The organism is Streptomyces massasporeus, assembly GCF_014648995.1.
GTDB classification, from domain to species: domain Bacteria; phylum Actinomycetota; class Actinomycetes; order Streptomycetales; family Streptomycetaceae; genus Streptomyces; species Streptomyces massasporeus.
Window position 1 is genome coordinate 292,590 of record NZ_BMSE01000009.1, and the last position, 12,059, is coordinate 304,648.

The following is a 12,059-nucleotide window of genomic DNA, read 5'->3' on the forward strand; positions in this document are numbered from 1 at the left end:
GTTGAGATGCCTCGTAGCTTGAAGAAGGGGCCCTTCGTCGACGACCACCTGATCAAGAAGGTGGACGCCCAGAACGAAGCCGGCACCAAGAACGTCATCAAGACCTGGTCCCGTCGCTCCATGATCGTGCCGGCCATGCTCGGCCACACGCTCGCGGTGCACAACGGCAAGACCCACATTCCGGTGTTCGTCACCGAGTCGATGGTCGGCCACAAGCTCGGCGAGTTCTCGCCGACGCGCACCTTCCGGGGTCACGTCAAGGACGACCGGAAGTCGAAGCGCCGCTAAGCGCGGGGTGGAATGACCATGACAGACACTGGAAGGACAACCATGGAAGCCAGGGCCCAGGCGCGGTACATCCGCGTCACGCCCATGAAGGCCCGCCGCGTGGTGGACCTCATCCGTGGCCTGAACGCCACGGAGGCTCAGGCGGTCCTGCGTTTCGCCCCGCAGGCCGCGAGCCAGCCGGTCGGCAAGGTGCTTGACAGCGCCATCGCCAACGCCGCGCACAACTACGACCACACCGATGTCGACAGCCTCTTCGTCTCCGAGGCCTACGTCGACGAGGGCCCGACCCTGAAGCGGTTCCGGCCGCGCGCCCAGGGCCGTGCCTACCGGATCCGCAAGCGGACCAGCCACATCACCGTGGTCGTCAGCAGCAAGGAAGGAACCCGGTAATGGGCCAGAAGGTAAACCCGCACGGGTTCCGGCTCGGTGTCACGACCGACTTCAAGTCGCGTTGGTACGCCGACAAGCTGTACAAGGACTACGTCAAGGAAGACGTCGCCATCCGTCGGATGATGACGTCCGGCATGGAGCGCGCCGGCATCTCCAAGGTCGAGATCGAGCGCACCCGTGACCGTGTGCGTGTGGACATCCACACCGCTCGTCCGGGCATCGTCATCGGCCGCCGCGGCGCCGAGGCCGACCGCATCCGCGGTGACCTCGAGAAGCTCACGGGCAAGCAGGTCCAGCTGAACATCCTCGAGGTCAAGAGCCCCGAGACCGACGCTCAGCTGGTTGCCCAGGCCGTCGCCGAGCAGCTCTCCTCCCGCGTCTCCTTCCGCCGCGCCATGCGTAAGAGCATGCAGGGCACGATGAAGGCCGGCGCCAAGGGCATCAAGATCCAGTGCGGTGGCCGCCTCGGTGGCGCCGAGATGTCCCGCTCGGAGTTCTACCGCGAGGGCCGCGTGCCCCTGCACACGCTCCGCGCGAACGTGGACTACGGCTTCTTCGAGGCCAAGACGACCTTCGGCCGCATCGGCGTGAAGGTCTGGATCTACAAGGGCGACGTCAAGAACATCGCCGAGGTCCGCGCCGAGAACGCTGCGGCCCGTGCGGGCAACCGCCCGGCCCGTGGTGGCGCCGACCGCCCGGCCCGTGGTGGCCGCGGTGGCGAGCGTGGCGGGCGCGGTCGTAAGCCGCAGCAGGCTGCCGGCGCCGAGGCCCCCAAGGCCGAGGCTCCCGCCGCCGCTCCGGCTGAGAGCACCGGAACGGAGGCCTGACCGTCATGCTGATCCCCCGTAGGGTCAAGCACCGCAAGCAGCACCACCCCAAGCGCAACGGCATGTCCAAGGGTGGCACGCAGGTTGCGTTCGGCGAGTACGGCATCCAGGCGCTGACCCCGGCCTACGTGACGAACCGCCAGATCGAGGCGGCTCGTATCGCGATGACCCGCCACATCAAGCGTGGCGGCAAGGTCTGGATCAACATCTACCCGGACCGCCCCCTCACCAAGAAGCCCGCCGAGACCCGCATGGGTTCCGGTAAGGGTTCTCCTGAGTGGTGGATCGCCAACGTCAAGCCCGGACGTGTGATGTTCGAGCTGTCGTACCCCAACGAGAAGATCGCGCGCGAGGCCCTGACCCGTGCGGCTCACAAGCTGCCGATGAAGTGCAAGATCGTCAAGCGCGAGGCAGGTGAAGCGTGATGTCGGCCGGTACCAAGGCGTCTGAGCTGCGCGAGCTGGGCAACGAGGAGCTTCTCGCGAAGCTTCGCGAGGCCAAGGAAGAGCTGTTCAACCTCCGCTTCCAGGCGGCGACGGGTCAGCTCGAGAACCACGGTCGGCTCAAGGCCGTCCGCAAGGACATCGCGCGGATCTACACCCTGATGCGTGAGCGCGAGCTGGGCATCGAGACGGTGGAGAGCGCCTGATGAGCGAGAGCAACGTGACTGAAGAGACCAAGACGGACCGCGGTTTCCGCAAGACCCGCGAGGGCCTGGTCGTCAGCGACAAGATGGACAAGACCGTCGTCGTCGCCGTCGAGGACCGCGTCAAGCACGCGCTGTACGGCAAGGTCATCCGTCGTACGAGCAAGCTCAAGGCCCACGACGAGCAGAACGCCGCGGGTGTCGGCGACCGTGTCCTCCTCATGGAGACCCGGCCGCTGTCCGCGACCAAGCGCTGGCGCGTCGTCGAGATCCTCGAGAAGGCCAAGTAATCCCTCCTAGGGGGACCCCCTAGGCATCGTTCCGCCAGGCTCGGGGCGGGTGTGCATCTGCGCAGCCGCCCCGGGAACCGGCAGACAATCAGGAGATAGACGTGATCCAGCAGGAGTCGCGACTGCGTGTCGCCGACAACACTGGTGCGAAGGAGATCCTTTGCATCCGTGTGCTCGGCGGCTCCGGTCGCCGCTACGCGGGTATCGGTGACGTCATCGTCGCCACCGTCAAGGACGCGATCCCCGGCGGCAACGTGAAGAAGGGTGACGTCATCAAGGCGGTCATCGTTCGCACCGTCAAGGAGCGCCGCCGTCCGGACGGCTCGTACATCCGCTTCGACGAGAACGCCGCCGTCATTCTCAAGAACGACGGCGACCCTCGTGGCACCCGTATCTTCGGCCCGGTCGGCCGGGAGCTGCGCGAGAAGAAGTTCATGAAGATCATCTCCCTCGCGCCGGAGGTGCTGTGAGCATGAAGATCAAGAAGGGCGACCTGGTTCAGGTCATCACCGGTAAGGACAAGGGCAAGCAGGGCAAGGTCATCGCGGCCTTCCCCCGCGAGGACCGCGTCCTGGTCGAGGGTGTCAACCGGGTCAAGAAGCACACCAAGGCCGGTCCGACGGCTCGCGGTTCGCAGGCCGGCGGCATCGTCACCACCGAGGCGCCGATCCACGTCTCCAACGTCCAGCTGGTCGTGGAGAAGGACGGCAACAAGGTCGTGACCCGCGTCGGTTACCGCTTCGACGACGAAGGCAACAAGATCCGCGTTGCCAAGCGGACGGGTGAGGACATCTGATGACGACCACCACCAGCCCGCGTCTGAAGCAGAAGTACCGTGAGGAGATCACGGGCAAGCTGCGTGACGAGTTCAAGTACGAGAACGTCATGCAGATCCCCGGTCTCGTCAAGATCGTGGTCAACATGGGTGTGGGCGACGCCGCCCGCGACTCCAAGCTGATCGAGGGCGCCATCCGCGACCTCACCACGATCACCGGTCAGAAGCCGGCCGTCACCAAGGCCCGCAAGTCCATCGCGCAGTTCAAGCTGCGTGAGGGCCAGCCGATCGGTGCCCACGTCACGCTCCGTGGCGACCGCATGTGGGAGTTCCTGGACCGCACCCTGTCGCTCGCGCTGCCGCGCATCCGCGACTTCCGCGGCCTGTCCCCCAAGCAGTTCGACGGCCGTGGCAACTACACCTTCGGTCTCACGGAGCAGGTCATGTTCCACGAGATCGACCAGGACAAGATCGACCGCACCCGGGGTATGGACATCACCGTGGTGACCACGGCGACCAACGACGCTGAGGGCCGCGCGCTCCTTCGTCACCTCGGCTTCCCCTTCAAGGAGGCGTGAGCGAGATGGCGAAGAAGGCTCTGATCGCTAAGGCTGCTCGCAAGCCCAAGTTCGGTGTGCGTGGCTACACCCGCTGCCAGCGCTGCGGCCGCCCGCACTCCGTGTACCGCAAGTTCGGCCTCTGCCGCGTGTGCCTTCGTGAGATGGCTCACCGTGGCGAGCTGCCGGGCGTGACCAAGAGCTCCTGGTAATCCCCCTAATAAGGGATTTGCAGGGCTCTCGGTAAGCATCTGGGGCGGCAGGACGCCCAGCCCACATGCCTTAGGCTTGTGGGGTTGGGCGTCTGCCGCCGCCCTTACGACTTACTACGCCGTAGGTCCACCGCGCCGCACCCGTCCCGTCTCGGATCGGGGAGAGGGATGGCGCACCAGGAAACCCCGGCGAGAGAGGCCACAGGCCAATTCATGACCATGACTGATCCGATCGCAGACATGCTGACGCGTCTGCGGAACGCGAACTCGGCGTACCACGACTCCGTGACGATGCCGGCGTCCAAGATCAAGTCGCACATCGCGGAGATCCTCCAGCAGGAGGGCTTCATCACGGGCTGGAAGGTCGAGGACGCCGAGGTCGGCAAGAACCTCGTCCTGGAGCTGAAGTTCGGCCCCAACCGTGAGCGCTCCATCGCGGGCATCAAGCGGATCTCCAAGCCCGGTCTCCGGGTGTACGCGAAGTCCACCAACCTGCCGAAGGTTCTGGGCGGCCTGGGCGTGGCCATCATCTCCACGTCGCACGGGCTCCTGACCGACAAGCAGGCGCAGAAGAAGGGCGTGGGTGGGGAAGTCCTCGCCTACGTCTGGTAATTCGGGAACGGAGGAGAGACAGCAATGTCGCGTATCGGCAAGCTCCCCATCCCGGTTCCCGCCGGCGTGGACGTCACCATCGACGGCCGTACGGTCGCGGTCAAGGGCCCCAAGGGCGAACTGACCCACACCGTCATCGCGCCGATCGACATCGCTAAGGCCGAGGACGGCACCCTTCAGGTGCTGCGGCCGAACGACGAGCGGCAGAGCAAGGCCCTGCACGGCCTGTCCCGCACGCTGGTGGCGAACATGATCACCGGTGTGACCACGGGATACGTCAAGAAGCTCGAAATCAGCGGTGTCGGTTACCGTGTCGTGGCCAAGGGCTCCAACCTGGAGTTCTCCCTGGGCTACAGCCACCCGATCCTGGTCGAGGCCCCCGAGGGCATCACCTTCAAGGTGGAGTCCCCGACCCGTTTCTCGGTCGAGGGCATCGACAAGCAGAAGGTCGGCGAGGTTGCGGCCAACATCCGCAAGCTGCGCAAGCCCGACCCGTACAAGGCCAAGGGCGTCAAGTACGAGGGCGAAGTCATCCGCCGCAAGGTCGGAAAGGCGGGTAAGTAAGCCATGGCATACGGACAGAAGATCCTTAAGGGCGACGCCTACAAGCGCGCCGCGATCAAGCGCCGCCACATCCGGATCCGTAAGCACATCAACGGTACGGCGGAGCGTCCGCGTCTGGTCGTTACCCGCTCGAACCGCCACATCGTGGCCCAGGTGATCGACGACATCAAGGGTCACACCCTGGCGTCGGCGTCCACCCTGGACACCTCGATCCGCGGTGGCGAGGGCGACAAGTCCGCGCAGGCCAAGCAGGTCGGCGCCCTGGTCGCCGAGCGCGCCAAGGCCGCCGGTGTCGAGGCCGTCGTGTTCGACCGTGGTGGTAACCAGTACGCGGGGCGCATCGCCGCCCTGGCGGACGCCGCCCGCGAGGCCGGACTCAAGTTCTGAGTCGGTTCCGTAGCTAGCGGAAACAGAGAGAGGTAATTCCAATGGCTGGACCCCAGCGCCGCGGTGGCGGTGCCGGTGGCGGCGAGCGGCGGGACCGGAAGGGCCGTGACGGCGGCGCTGCTGCCGCCGAGAAGACCGCGTACGTTGAGCGCGTTGTCGCGATCAACCGCGTCGCCAAGGTTGTGAAGGGTGGTCGTCGCTTCAGCTTCACCGCGCTGGTCGTGGTGGGCGACGGTGACGGCACCGTGGGTGTCGGATACGGCAAGGCCAAGGAGGTGCCGGCCGCCATCGCCAAGGGCGTTGAGGAGGCCAAGAAGCACTTCTTCAAGGTCCCCCGCATCCAGGGCACCATCCCGCACCCGATCACGGGTGAGAAGGCTGCCGGCGTCGTTCTCCTCAAGCCGGCTTCGCCGGGTACCGGTGTTATCGCCGGTGGTCCCGTGCGTGCCGTCCTGGAGTGCGCCGGTATCCACGACGTGCTGTCGAAGTCCCTCGGCTCGTCGAACGCGATCAACATCGTGCACGCGACCGTGGAGGCCCTGAAGGGCCTGCAGCGTCCCGAGGAGATCGCGGCCCGCCGTGGTCTGCCCCTCGAGGACGTCGCTCCCGCGGCTCTGCTGCGTGCGCGTGCCGGGGCTGGTGCTGCGTAATGGCTCAGCTCAAGATCACGCAGACGAAGTCGTACATCGGCAGCAAGCAGAACCACCGTGACACCCTGCGCTCCCTTGGTCTCAAGGGCATCAACACGCAGGTCGTCAAGGAGGATCGTCCCGAGTTCCGCGGCATGGTGCACACCGTCCGCCACCTCGTGACGGTCGAGGAGGTCGACTGATCATGGCGGAGCAGAACCCGCTCAAGATCCACAACCTCCGTCCCGCCCCGGGCGCCAAGACCGCCAAGACCCGTGTCGGTCGTGGTGAGGCGTCGAAGGGTAAGACGGCCGGTCGTGGTACCAAGGGCACGAAGGCCCGTTACCAGGTTCCGGAGCGCTTCGAGGGTGGGCAGATGCCCCTCCACATGCGCCTCCCGAAGCTGAAGGGCTTCAAGAACCCGTTCAAGACCGAGTTCCAGGTCGTGAACCTCGACAAGCTGGCCGCGCTCTACCCCGAGGGTGGCGAGGTCACCGTCGAGGGTCTGGTGGCCAAGGGTGCCGTTCGCAAGAACAGCCTCGTCAAGGTCCTCGGCCAGGGCGAGATCTCCGTGGCGCTGCAGGTGACGGTCGACGCCGTCTCCGGCTCCGCCAAGGAGAAGATCACCGCCGCCGGCGGTACTGTCACCGAGCTCGTCTGAACACCGCAGGCGTCTCGATGACCTGAGCGATCCCGACCGGGGATACCCCACAAATGGGGTATCCCCGGTTGGTCGTTCCTAGGGCGGCAGTCTCGCCGGTAAGGTGGCTTGCACTGCCCTCTTTTCACAGGGTGCTTCACTTCGGGCACTCTGGGCGGCAGTTGACCGTTACCTATTCGTCGAACCTCAAGACCGTCACCCTTGACGCAGTTGCGCGGGGGTCGCAGGAGGCACCGTGCTCACCGCGTTCGCCCGGGCGTTCAAGACGCCCGACCTGCGCAAGAAGCTGCTCTTCACGCTCGGCATCATCGTGGTCTACCGGGTCGGTACGCACATCCCGATCCCAGGCGTCGACTACCGGAACGTCCAGACCTGTATCGACAACGCCCAGGCCAACCAGGGCATCTTCGGCCTGGTCAACATGTTCAGCGGCGGCGCGCTGCTGCAGATCACGATCTTCGCTCTGGGCATCATGCCGTACATCACGGCGAGCATCATTCTGCAGCTGCTGACTGTGGTGATCCCGCGCCTGGAAGCCCTGAAGAAGGAGGGCCAGGCCGGTACGGCGAAGATCACGCAGTACACCCGTTACCTGACGATCGCCCTCGCGATTCTCCAGGGCACCGGCCTCGTCGCCACCGCCCGCAGCGGCGCTCTGTTCACCGGCTGCCCGGTGGCCAACCAGATCGTCCCCGACCAGTCGATCTTCGTCACCATCACCATGGTCATCACCATGACCGCCGGTACGGCGGCCGTGATGTGGCTCGGCGAGCTCATCACCGACCGCGGCATCGGCAACGGCATGTCGATCCTGATGTTCATCTCGATCGCCGCCACCTTCCCGTCCGCGCTGTGGGCCATCAAGCAGGAGGGCTCCCTGGCCGGGGGCTGGATCGAGTTCGGCACGGTCATCCTGGTCGGCTTCGCCATGGTCGGCCTGGTGGTCTTCGTCGAGCAGGCCCAGCGCCGCATCCCGGTCCAGTACGCCAAGCGCATGATCGGCCGTCGTTCCTATGGCGGTACGTCCACCTACATCCCGCTCAAGGTGAACCAGGCGGGCGTGATCCCCGTCATCTTCGCCTCGTCGCTGCTCTACATCCCGGCGCTGATCGCTCAGTTCGCGGGAGGCACGTCGGGCTGGAAGACCTGGATCGAGCAACACTTCGTGAAGGGCGATCACCCGTACTACATCGTTTCGTACTTCCTGCTGATCGTGTTCTTCGCGTTCTTCTATGTGGCGATCTCCTTCAACCCCGAGGAAGTCGCCGACAACATGAAGAAGTATGGTGGCTTCATCCCGGGCATCCGGGCTGGCCGACCGACCGCTGAGTACCTGAGCTACGTACTCAACCGGATCACCTGGCCGGGTTCGCTGTACTTGGGACTGATCGCTCTCGTGCCGACGATGGCGTTGGCAGGTTTCGGGGCAAACCAGAACTTCCCGTTCGGCGGGACCAGCATCCTGATCATCGTGGGTGTCGGTCTCGAGACCGTGAAGCAGATCGAGAGCCAGCTCCAGCAGCGCAATTACGAAGGGTTCCTCCGCTGATGCGTATCGTCCTCGTCGGGCCGCCGGGCGCCGGTAAGGGAACGCAGGCCGCGTTCCTGGCCAGAAACCTGTCGATCCCGCACATCTCCACGGGCGACCTGTTCCGGGCCAACATCAGCCGGCAGACGGAACTCGGCAAACTGGCGAAGTCCTACATGGACGCGGGCAACCTGGTGCCCGACGAGGTCACGATCGCCATGGCGAAGGACCGCATGGAGCAGCCGGACGCCGAGAACGGCTTCCTGCTGGACGGCTTCCCCCGCAACGTCTCGCAGGCCGAGGCACTCGACGAGCTGCTCGAGGCCGAGAACATGCAGCTCGACGCGGTGCTGGACCTGGAGGTCCCCGAGGACGAGGTGGTCAAGCGCATCGCCGGCCGCCGCATCTGCCGCAACGACTCCTCGCACGTCTTCCACGTGACGTACAAGCAGCCGGCCAAGGACGGCGTCTGCGACGTCTGCGGCGGCGAGCTGTACCAGCGGGACGACGACTCCGAGGAGACGGTCCGTACGCGGCTGGAGGTCTACCACACCCAGACCGAGCCGATCATCGACTACTACAAGGCCCAGGGCCTGGTGGTCACGATCTCCGCGCTCGGCAAGGTGGAGGACGTCACGACGCGCGCCATGGAGGCGCTGAAGCGTGGCGAGGACGGCAAGTAGTCGTCCGTGCACAGCTACGGCCGCGGTTCCCCTCGGGGGGCCGCGGCTGCTGTGTGGGCGGGGTCCGGCGCGCGGCCCCGTATCGTTGAAGGCGTTCGCCGTCCCCGAAGGTCCAGAAAGGCCGTAGCTCCCATGGTGCAGATCAAGAGCCCCGAGCAGATCGCCAAGATGCGTGAGGCGGGGCTGGTCGTCGCGGCCATCCACGCGGCGACCGGTGAGGCCGCGGTGCCCGGGGCGACGACGAGGGATCTGGACCAGGTCGCCCGCAAGGTCCTCGCCGAGCACAACGCCAAGCCGAACTTCCTCGGTTACGGCGGCTTCCCGGCGACGATCTGCACGTCCGTGAACGAGGTCGTCGTCCACGGCATCCCGTCCGACGACGTCGTCCTCAAGGACGGGGACGTCATCTCCATCGACTGCGGCGCGATCATCGACGGCTGGCACGGCGACGCGGCCTTCACGGCCTTCGTGGGCTCCGGTCACGCTCCGGAGCTCGTCGAGCTCTCCCGGGTGACCGAGGAGTCGATGTGGGCCGGCATCGCCGCGATGAAGCAGGGCAACCGCCTGGTCGACGTCTCCCGGGCCATCGAGACGTACATCCGCCGCCAGCCCAAGCCCGGCGGCGGCAAGTACGGGATCATCGAGGACTACGGCGGCCACGGCATCGGCACCGAGATGCACATGGACCCGCACCTGCTGAACTACGTCGACCGGCGGCGTGGCAAGGGGCCGAAGCTGGTGCCCGGCTTCTGCCTCGCGATCGAGCCGATGGTGTCCCTGGGGACGCCGAAGACGGAGGTCCTCCAGGACGACTGGACCGTCATCACGACGGACGGTACGTGGTCGTCGCACTGGGAGCACTCCGTGGCTCTGACGGAGGAGGGGCCGCTCGTGCTGACGGCTCCCGACGGGGGCAAGGCGAAGCTCGCCGAGCTGGGGATCGTTGCCGCGCCGGATCCGCTGGGCTGAGAGCCTTCCCGGGTCGGTGGTCCCGCCGGGCGGCGGCCGCGGTGCGCGGGGGCTTGTCGCGCAGTTCCCCGCGCCCCTTTCGGGGCGCTTAAAGCTGTCTCCGGCGGGGCAGACTTCCCCGATTCGTGTTTCTGAGGGCCCTGTCGTAGACTGACTCGTCGGCTCTTGTGTACCCGCATGCCTGCATGCGCCCCGCACAGAGTCGATCAAGGTAGTCGATTCGAAGGGCGAAGCGTGGCCAAGAAGCAAGGTGCCATCGAGATCGAGGGCACTGTCGTCGAGTCTCTTCCGAACGCCATGTTCAAGGTCGAGCTCCAGAACGGCCACCAGGTCCTGGCACACATCAGCGGCAAGATGCGCATGCACTACATCCGCATCCTCCCTGACGACCGGGTCGTGGTGGAGCTGTCTCCGTACGACCTGACGCGTGGCCGGATCGTCTACCGCTACAAGTAGATCTTGCCTGCGCCCCGGTTTCCGGGGTGGTGGCACTGACCCGGAGAACCTCACCCATGAAGGTCAAGCCGAGCGTCAAGAAGATCTGCGACAAGTGCAGGGTGATCCGCCGTCACGGCCGGGTCATGGTCATCTGCGACAACCCGCGCCACAAGCAGCGCCAGGGCTGACGCACGACCGATCCCTCTGCATTCCTCGCAGGGATTCGCGCGACGCAAGCTGAATATGTTCATACGCAGGACCCAGACCTCCGGGTCTGACACCCCCGGTCGGAGGCCGGGGACCCAGTTCGTACCTGGTACGGCGACTGGGATTCGGTTCTGTGGAAGACCTCCGTCAAGTAACTGGAGCCATTGAATGGCACGCGTTTCCGGTGTTGACATCCCGCGCGAAAAGCGCGTGGAGATCGCCCTCACCTACGTGTTCGGCATCGGCCGGACCCTCTCGCAGCAGACGCTGGCCGCCACCGGCGTCGACCCGAACACCCGCGTTCGCGACCTCTCCGAGGAGCAGCTCGTCGCGATCCGCGAGTACGTCGACAACAACATCAAGACCGAGGGTGACCTCCGTCGCGAGGTTCAGGCCGACATCCGCCGCAAGGTCGAGATCGGTACCTACCAGGGTCTGCGTCACCGTCGCGGCCTGCCCGTCCGCGGTCAGCGCACCAGCACGAACGCTCGTACCCGCAAGGGCCCGCGTCGCGCCATCGCCGGTAAGAAGAAGCCGGGCAAGAAGTAGTCCTCAGCGGACGCTTATCAGCGGTCTTCGCTGTAGGACCGACCACCTCCCGTAGGAGTTATAGATGCCCCCCAAGGGTCGTCAGGGCGCTGCCAAGAAGGTGCGCCGCAAGGAAAAGAAGAACGTCGCTCACGGCCACGCGCACATCAAGAGCACGTTCAACAACACGATCGTCTCGATCACGGACCCCTCGGGCAACGTGATCTCCTGGGCCTCCGCCGGCCACGTCGGCTTCAAGGGCTCGCGCAAGTCGACCCCCTTCGCCGCGCAGATGGCCGCCGAGTCGGCCGCCCGCCGCGCGCAGGAGCACGGCATGCGCAAGGTGGACGTGTTCGTCAAGGGTCCCGGCTCCGGCCGTGAGACCGCGATCCGCTCCCTCCAGGCCACCGGCCTCGAGGTCGGTTCGATCCAGGACGTCACGCCGACCCCGCACAACGGCTGCCGTCCGCCGAAGCGCCGCCGCGTCTGACCCTTCGGGGCGGGTGCACGGCCGCTTGTCGGTCTGAGGGTTTTCGGGCGGTATGGCTCTTCGGGGCCATATCGCCCGTACCCTTGTAACTGCAACACAGATCGGGCTGCCGCCCGGTGGCAAGGGCATCAAATAGTGGGTGCCCCTGACTGAAGGACTCACCACATGCTGATCGCTCAGCGTCCCTCGTTGACCGAAGAGGTCGTCGACGAATTCCGCTCCCGGTTCGTGATCGAGCCGCTGGAGCCGGGCTTCGGTTACACCCTCGGCAACTCCCTGCGCCGGACCCTCCTGTCCTCGATCCCGGGTGCGGCGGTGACGTCCATCCGCATCGACGGCGTGCTGCACGAGTTCACCACCGTGCCGGGCGTCAAGGAG

Annotated in this window: 23 protein-coding genes and 1 pseudogene; all 24 read left to right on the forward strand. The window is 65.9% G+C overall.

What is annotated here, in order from left to right; genetic code table 11:
* Positions 1-6: 6 nt before the first annotated feature.
* Positions 7-288, forward strand: coding sequence for a 30S ribosomal protein S19 (gene rpsS, locus IE153_RS21810; protein WP_003992359.1), 282 nt, complete (start codon positions 7-9; stop codon positions 286-288).
* A 42-nt stretch (positions 289-330) separates the two neighbouring features.
* Positions 331-678 carry a 50S ribosomal protein L22 gene (rplV, locus tag IE153_RS21815; protein WP_030839668.1) on the forward strand — a complete coding sequence of 116 codons (348 nt, stop codon included), beginning with the start codon at positions 331-333 and terminating at the stop codon, positions 676-678.
* Complete coding sequence (gene rpsC / locus IE153_RS21820) at positions 678-1,505, forward strand: 30S ribosomal protein S3 (RefSeq protein ID WP_097219264.1); 828 nt, start codon at positions 678-680, stop codon at positions 1,503-1,505. Before rplV ends, rpsC begins: the two co-directional genes overlap by 1 nt.
* 5 nt (positions 1,506-1,510) lie before the next feature.
* Positions 1,511-1,930 carry a 50S ribosomal protein L16 gene (gene rplP / locus IE153_RS21825; protein ID WP_003992362.1) on the forward strand — a complete coding sequence of 140 codons (420 nt, stop codon included), beginning with the start codon at positions 1,511-1,513 and terminating at the stop codon, positions 1,928-1,930.
* Positions 1,930-2,154 (forward strand): 50S ribosomal protein L29, encoded by a 225-nt coding sequence (gene rpmC, locus IE153_RS21830; protein ID WP_003974259.1) that lies wholly within the window; start codon positions 1,930-1,932, stop codon positions 2,152-2,154. Before rplP ends, rpmC begins: the two co-directional genes overlap by 1 nt.
* Positions 2,154-2,441, forward strand: coding sequence for a 30S ribosomal protein S17 (rpsQ, locus tag IE153_RS21835; protein WP_030839660.1), 288 nt, complete (start codon positions 2,154-2,156; stop codon positions 2,439-2,441). The genes rpmC and rpsQ overlap by 1 nt, the downstream gene beginning before the upstream one ends.
* A gap of 101 nt (positions 2,442-2,542) precedes the next feature.
* Positions 2,543-2,911 carry a 50S ribosomal protein L14 gene (gene rplN, locus IE153_RS21840; RefSeq protein ID WP_003992364.1) on the forward strand — a complete coding sequence of 123 codons (369 nt, stop codon included), beginning with the start codon at positions 2,543-2,545 and terminating at the stop codon, positions 2,909-2,911.
* Between the two features lie 2 nt (positions 2,912-2,913).
* Complete coding sequence (rplX, locus tag IE153_RS21845) at positions 2,914-3,237, forward strand: 50S ribosomal protein L24 (RefSeq protein WP_003992365.1); 324 nt, start codon at positions 2,914-2,916, stop codon at positions 3,235-3,237.
* Entirely contained in the window at positions 3,237-3,794 is a 558-nt protein-coding gene (gene rplE, locus IE153_RS21850) for a 50S ribosomal protein L5 (protein WP_030839657.1), read from the forward strand. The genes rplX and rplE overlap by 1 nt, the downstream gene beginning before the upstream one ends.
* A gap of 5 nt (positions 3,795-3,799) precedes the next feature.
* Positions 3,800-3,985 carry a type Z 30S ribosomal protein S14 gene (locus IE153_RS21855; protein WP_003948630.1) on the forward strand — a complete coding sequence of 62 codons (186 nt, stop codon included), beginning with the start codon at positions 3,800-3,802 and terminating at the stop codon, positions 3,983-3,985.
* A 213-nt stretch (positions 3,986-4,198) separates the two neighbouring features.
* Entirely contained in the window at positions 4,199-4,597 is a 399-nt protein-coding gene (gene rpsH, locus IE153_RS21860) for a 30S ribosomal protein S8 (protein ID WP_030839654.1), read from the forward strand.
* A 24-nt stretch (positions 4,598-4,621) separates the two neighbouring features.
* Entirely contained in the window at positions 4,622-5,161 is a 540-nt protein-coding gene (rplF, locus tag IE153_RS21865) for a 50S ribosomal protein L6 (RefSeq protein WP_030839651.1), read from the forward strand.
* A gap of 3 nt (positions 5,162-5,164) precedes the next feature.
* Complete coding sequence (gene rplR / locus IE153_RS21870; RefSeq protein ID WP_007494754.1) at positions 5,165-5,548, forward strand: 50S ribosomal protein L18; 384 nt, start codon at positions 5,165-5,167, stop codon at positions 5,546-5,548.
* A 41-nt stretch (positions 5,549-5,589) separates the two neighbouring features.
* On the forward strand, positions 5,590-6,198 hold the full coding sequence (gene rpsE, locus IE153_RS21875; RefSeq protein ID WP_030671799.1) for a 30S ribosomal protein S5: 609 nt from the start codon (positions 5,590-5,592) through the stop codon (positions 6,196-6,198).
* Positions 6,198-6,380 carry a 50S ribosomal protein L30 gene (rpmD, locus tag IE153_RS21880; RefSeq protein ID WP_005481207.1) on the forward strand — a complete coding sequence of 61 codons (183 nt, stop codon included), beginning with the start codon at positions 6,198-6,200 and terminating at the stop codon, positions 6,378-6,380. The genes rpsE and rpmD overlap by 1 nt, the downstream gene beginning before the upstream one ends.
* A gap of 2 nt (positions 6,381-6,382) precedes the next feature.
* A complete protein-coding gene (gene rplO, locus IE153_RS21885) occupies positions 6,383-6,838 on the forward strand; it encodes a 50S ribosomal protein L15 (protein ID WP_023547373.1) in 456 nt (151 codons plus the stop codon).
* A 235-nt stretch (positions 6,839-7,073) separates the two neighbouring features.
* Positions 7,074-8,387 carry a preprotein translocase subunit SecY gene (gene secY, locus IE153_RS21890; RefSeq protein ID WP_189591524.1) on the forward strand — a complete coding sequence of 438 codons (1,314 nt, stop codon included), beginning with the start codon at positions 7,074-7,076 and terminating at the stop codon, positions 8,385-8,387.
* On the forward strand, positions 8,387-9,049 hold the full coding sequence (locus tag IE153_RS21895) for an adenylate kinase (protein ID WP_189591525.1): 663 nt from the start codon (positions 8,387-8,389) through the stop codon (positions 9,047-9,049). The genes secY and IE153_RS21895 overlap by 1 nt, the downstream gene beginning before the upstream one ends.
* 132 nt (positions 9,050-9,181) lie before the next feature.
* Positions 9,182-10,018 (forward strand): type I methionyl aminopeptidase, encoded by an 837-nt coding sequence (gene map, locus IE153_RS21900; RefSeq protein ID WP_031105228.1) that lies wholly within the window; start codon positions 9,182-9,184, stop codon positions 10,016-10,018.
* A gap of 234 nt (positions 10,019-10,252) precedes the next feature.
* On the forward strand, positions 10,253-10,474 hold the full coding sequence (gene infA, locus IE153_RS21905) for a translation initiation factor IF-1 (protein WP_003948620.1): 222 nt from the start codon (positions 10,253-10,255) through the stop codon (positions 10,472-10,474).
* Between the two features lie 56 nt (positions 10,475-10,530).
* Positions 10,531-10,644, forward strand: coding sequence for a 50S ribosomal protein L36 (gene rpmJ, locus IE153_RS21910; RefSeq protein ID WP_003974245.1), 114 nt, complete (start codon positions 10,531-10,533; stop codon positions 10,642-10,644).
* A 187-nt stretch (positions 10,645-10,831) separates the two neighbouring features.
* On the forward strand, positions 10,832-11,212 hold the full coding sequence (gene rpsM / locus IE153_RS21915) for a 30S ribosomal protein S13 (RefSeq protein WP_003974244.1): 381 nt from the start codon (positions 10,832-10,834) through the stop codon (positions 11,210-11,212).
* A 64-nt stretch (positions 11,213-11,276) separates the two neighbouring features.
* On the forward strand, positions 11,277-11,681 hold the full coding sequence (gene rpsK, locus IE153_RS21920) for a 30S ribosomal protein S11 (protein WP_003956432.1): 405 nt from the start codon (positions 11,277-11,279) through the stop codon (positions 11,679-11,681).
* A 165-nt stretch (positions 11,682-11,846) separates the two neighbouring features.
* Positions 11,847-12,059 (forward strand): annotated as a pseudogene (locus IE153_RS21925) (DNA-directed RNA polymerase subunit alpha); the annotation flags it as partial.

Excerpts from the sequence above, each read along its gene's own strand:
- rpsS (WP_003992359.1), top strand. The coding sequence starts at position 7 with ATGCCTCGTAGCTTGAAGAAGGGGCCCTTCGTCGACGACCACCTGATC.
- rplV (WP_030839668.1), top strand. The coding sequence starts at position 331 with ATGGAAGCCAGGGCCCAGGCGCGGTACATCCGCGTCACGCCCATGAAG.
- rpsC (WP_097219264.1), top strand. The coding sequence starts at position 678 with ATGGGCCAGAAGGTAAACCCGCACGGGTTCCGGCTCGGTGTCACGACC.
- rplP (WP_003992362.1), top strand. The coding sequence starts at position 1,511 with ATGCTGATCCCCCGTAGGGTCAAGCACCGCAAGCAGCACCACCCCAAG.
- rpmC (WP_003974259.1), top strand. The coding sequence starts at position 1,930 with ATGTCGGCCGGTACCAAGGCGTCTGAGCTGCGCGAGCTGGGCAACGAG.
- rpsQ (WP_030839660.1), top strand. The coding sequence starts at position 2,154 with ATGAGCGAGAGCAACGTGACTGAAGAGACCAAGACGGACCGCGGTTTC.
- rplX (WP_003992365.1), top strand. The coding sequence starts at position 2,914 with ATGAAGATCAAGAAGGGCGACCTGGTTCAGGTCATCACCGGTAAGGAC.
- rplE (WP_030839657.1), top strand. The coding sequence starts at position 3,237 with ATGACGACCACCACCAGCCCGCGTCTGAAGCAGAAGTACCGTGAGGAG.
- IE153_RS21855 (WP_003948630.1), top strand. The coding sequence starts at position 3,800 with ATGGCGAAGAAGGCTCTGATCGCTAAGGCTGCTCGCAAGCCCAAGTTC.
- rpsH (WP_030839654.1), top strand. The coding sequence starts at position 4,199 with ATGACCATGACTGATCCGATCGCAGACATGCTGACGCGTCTGCGGAAC.
- rplF (WP_030839651.1), top strand. The coding sequence starts at position 4,622 with ATGTCGCGTATCGGCAAGCTCCCCATCCCGGTTCCCGCCGGCGTGGAC.
- rplR (WP_007494754.1), top strand. The coding sequence starts at position 5,165 with ATGGCATACGGACAGAAGATCCTTAAGGGCGACGCCTACAAGCGCGCC.
- rpsE (WP_030671799.1), top strand. The coding sequence starts at position 5,590 with ATGGCTGGACCCCAGCGCCGCGGTGGCGGTGCCGGTGGCGGCGAGCGG.
- rpmD (WP_005481207.1), top strand. The coding sequence starts at position 6,198 with ATGGCTCAGCTCAAGATCACGCAGACGAAGTCGTACATCGGCAGCAAG.
- rplO (WP_023547373.1), top strand. The coding sequence starts at position 6,383 with ATGGCGGAGCAGAACCCGCTCAAGATCCACAACCTCCGTCCCGCCCCG.
- IE153_RS21895 (WP_189591525.1), top strand. The coding sequence starts at position 8,387 with ATGCGTATCGTCCTCGTCGGGCCGCCGGGCGCCGGTAAGGGAACGCAG.
- map (WP_031105228.1), top strand. The coding sequence starts at position 9,182 with ATGGTGCAGATCAAGAGCCCCGAGCAGATCGCCAAGATGCGTGAGGCG.
- rpmJ (WP_003974245.1), top strand. The coding sequence starts at position 10,531 with ATGAAGGTCAAGCCGAGCGTCAAGAAGATCTGCGACAAGTGCAGGGTG.
- rpsM (WP_003974244.1), top strand. The coding sequence starts at position 10,832 with ATGGCACGCGTTTCCGGTGTTGACATCCCGCGCGAAAAGCGCGTGGAG.
- rpsK (WP_003956432.1), top strand. The coding sequence starts at position 11,277 with ATGCCCCCCAAGGGTCGTCAGGGCGCTGCCAAGAAGGTGCGCCGCAAG.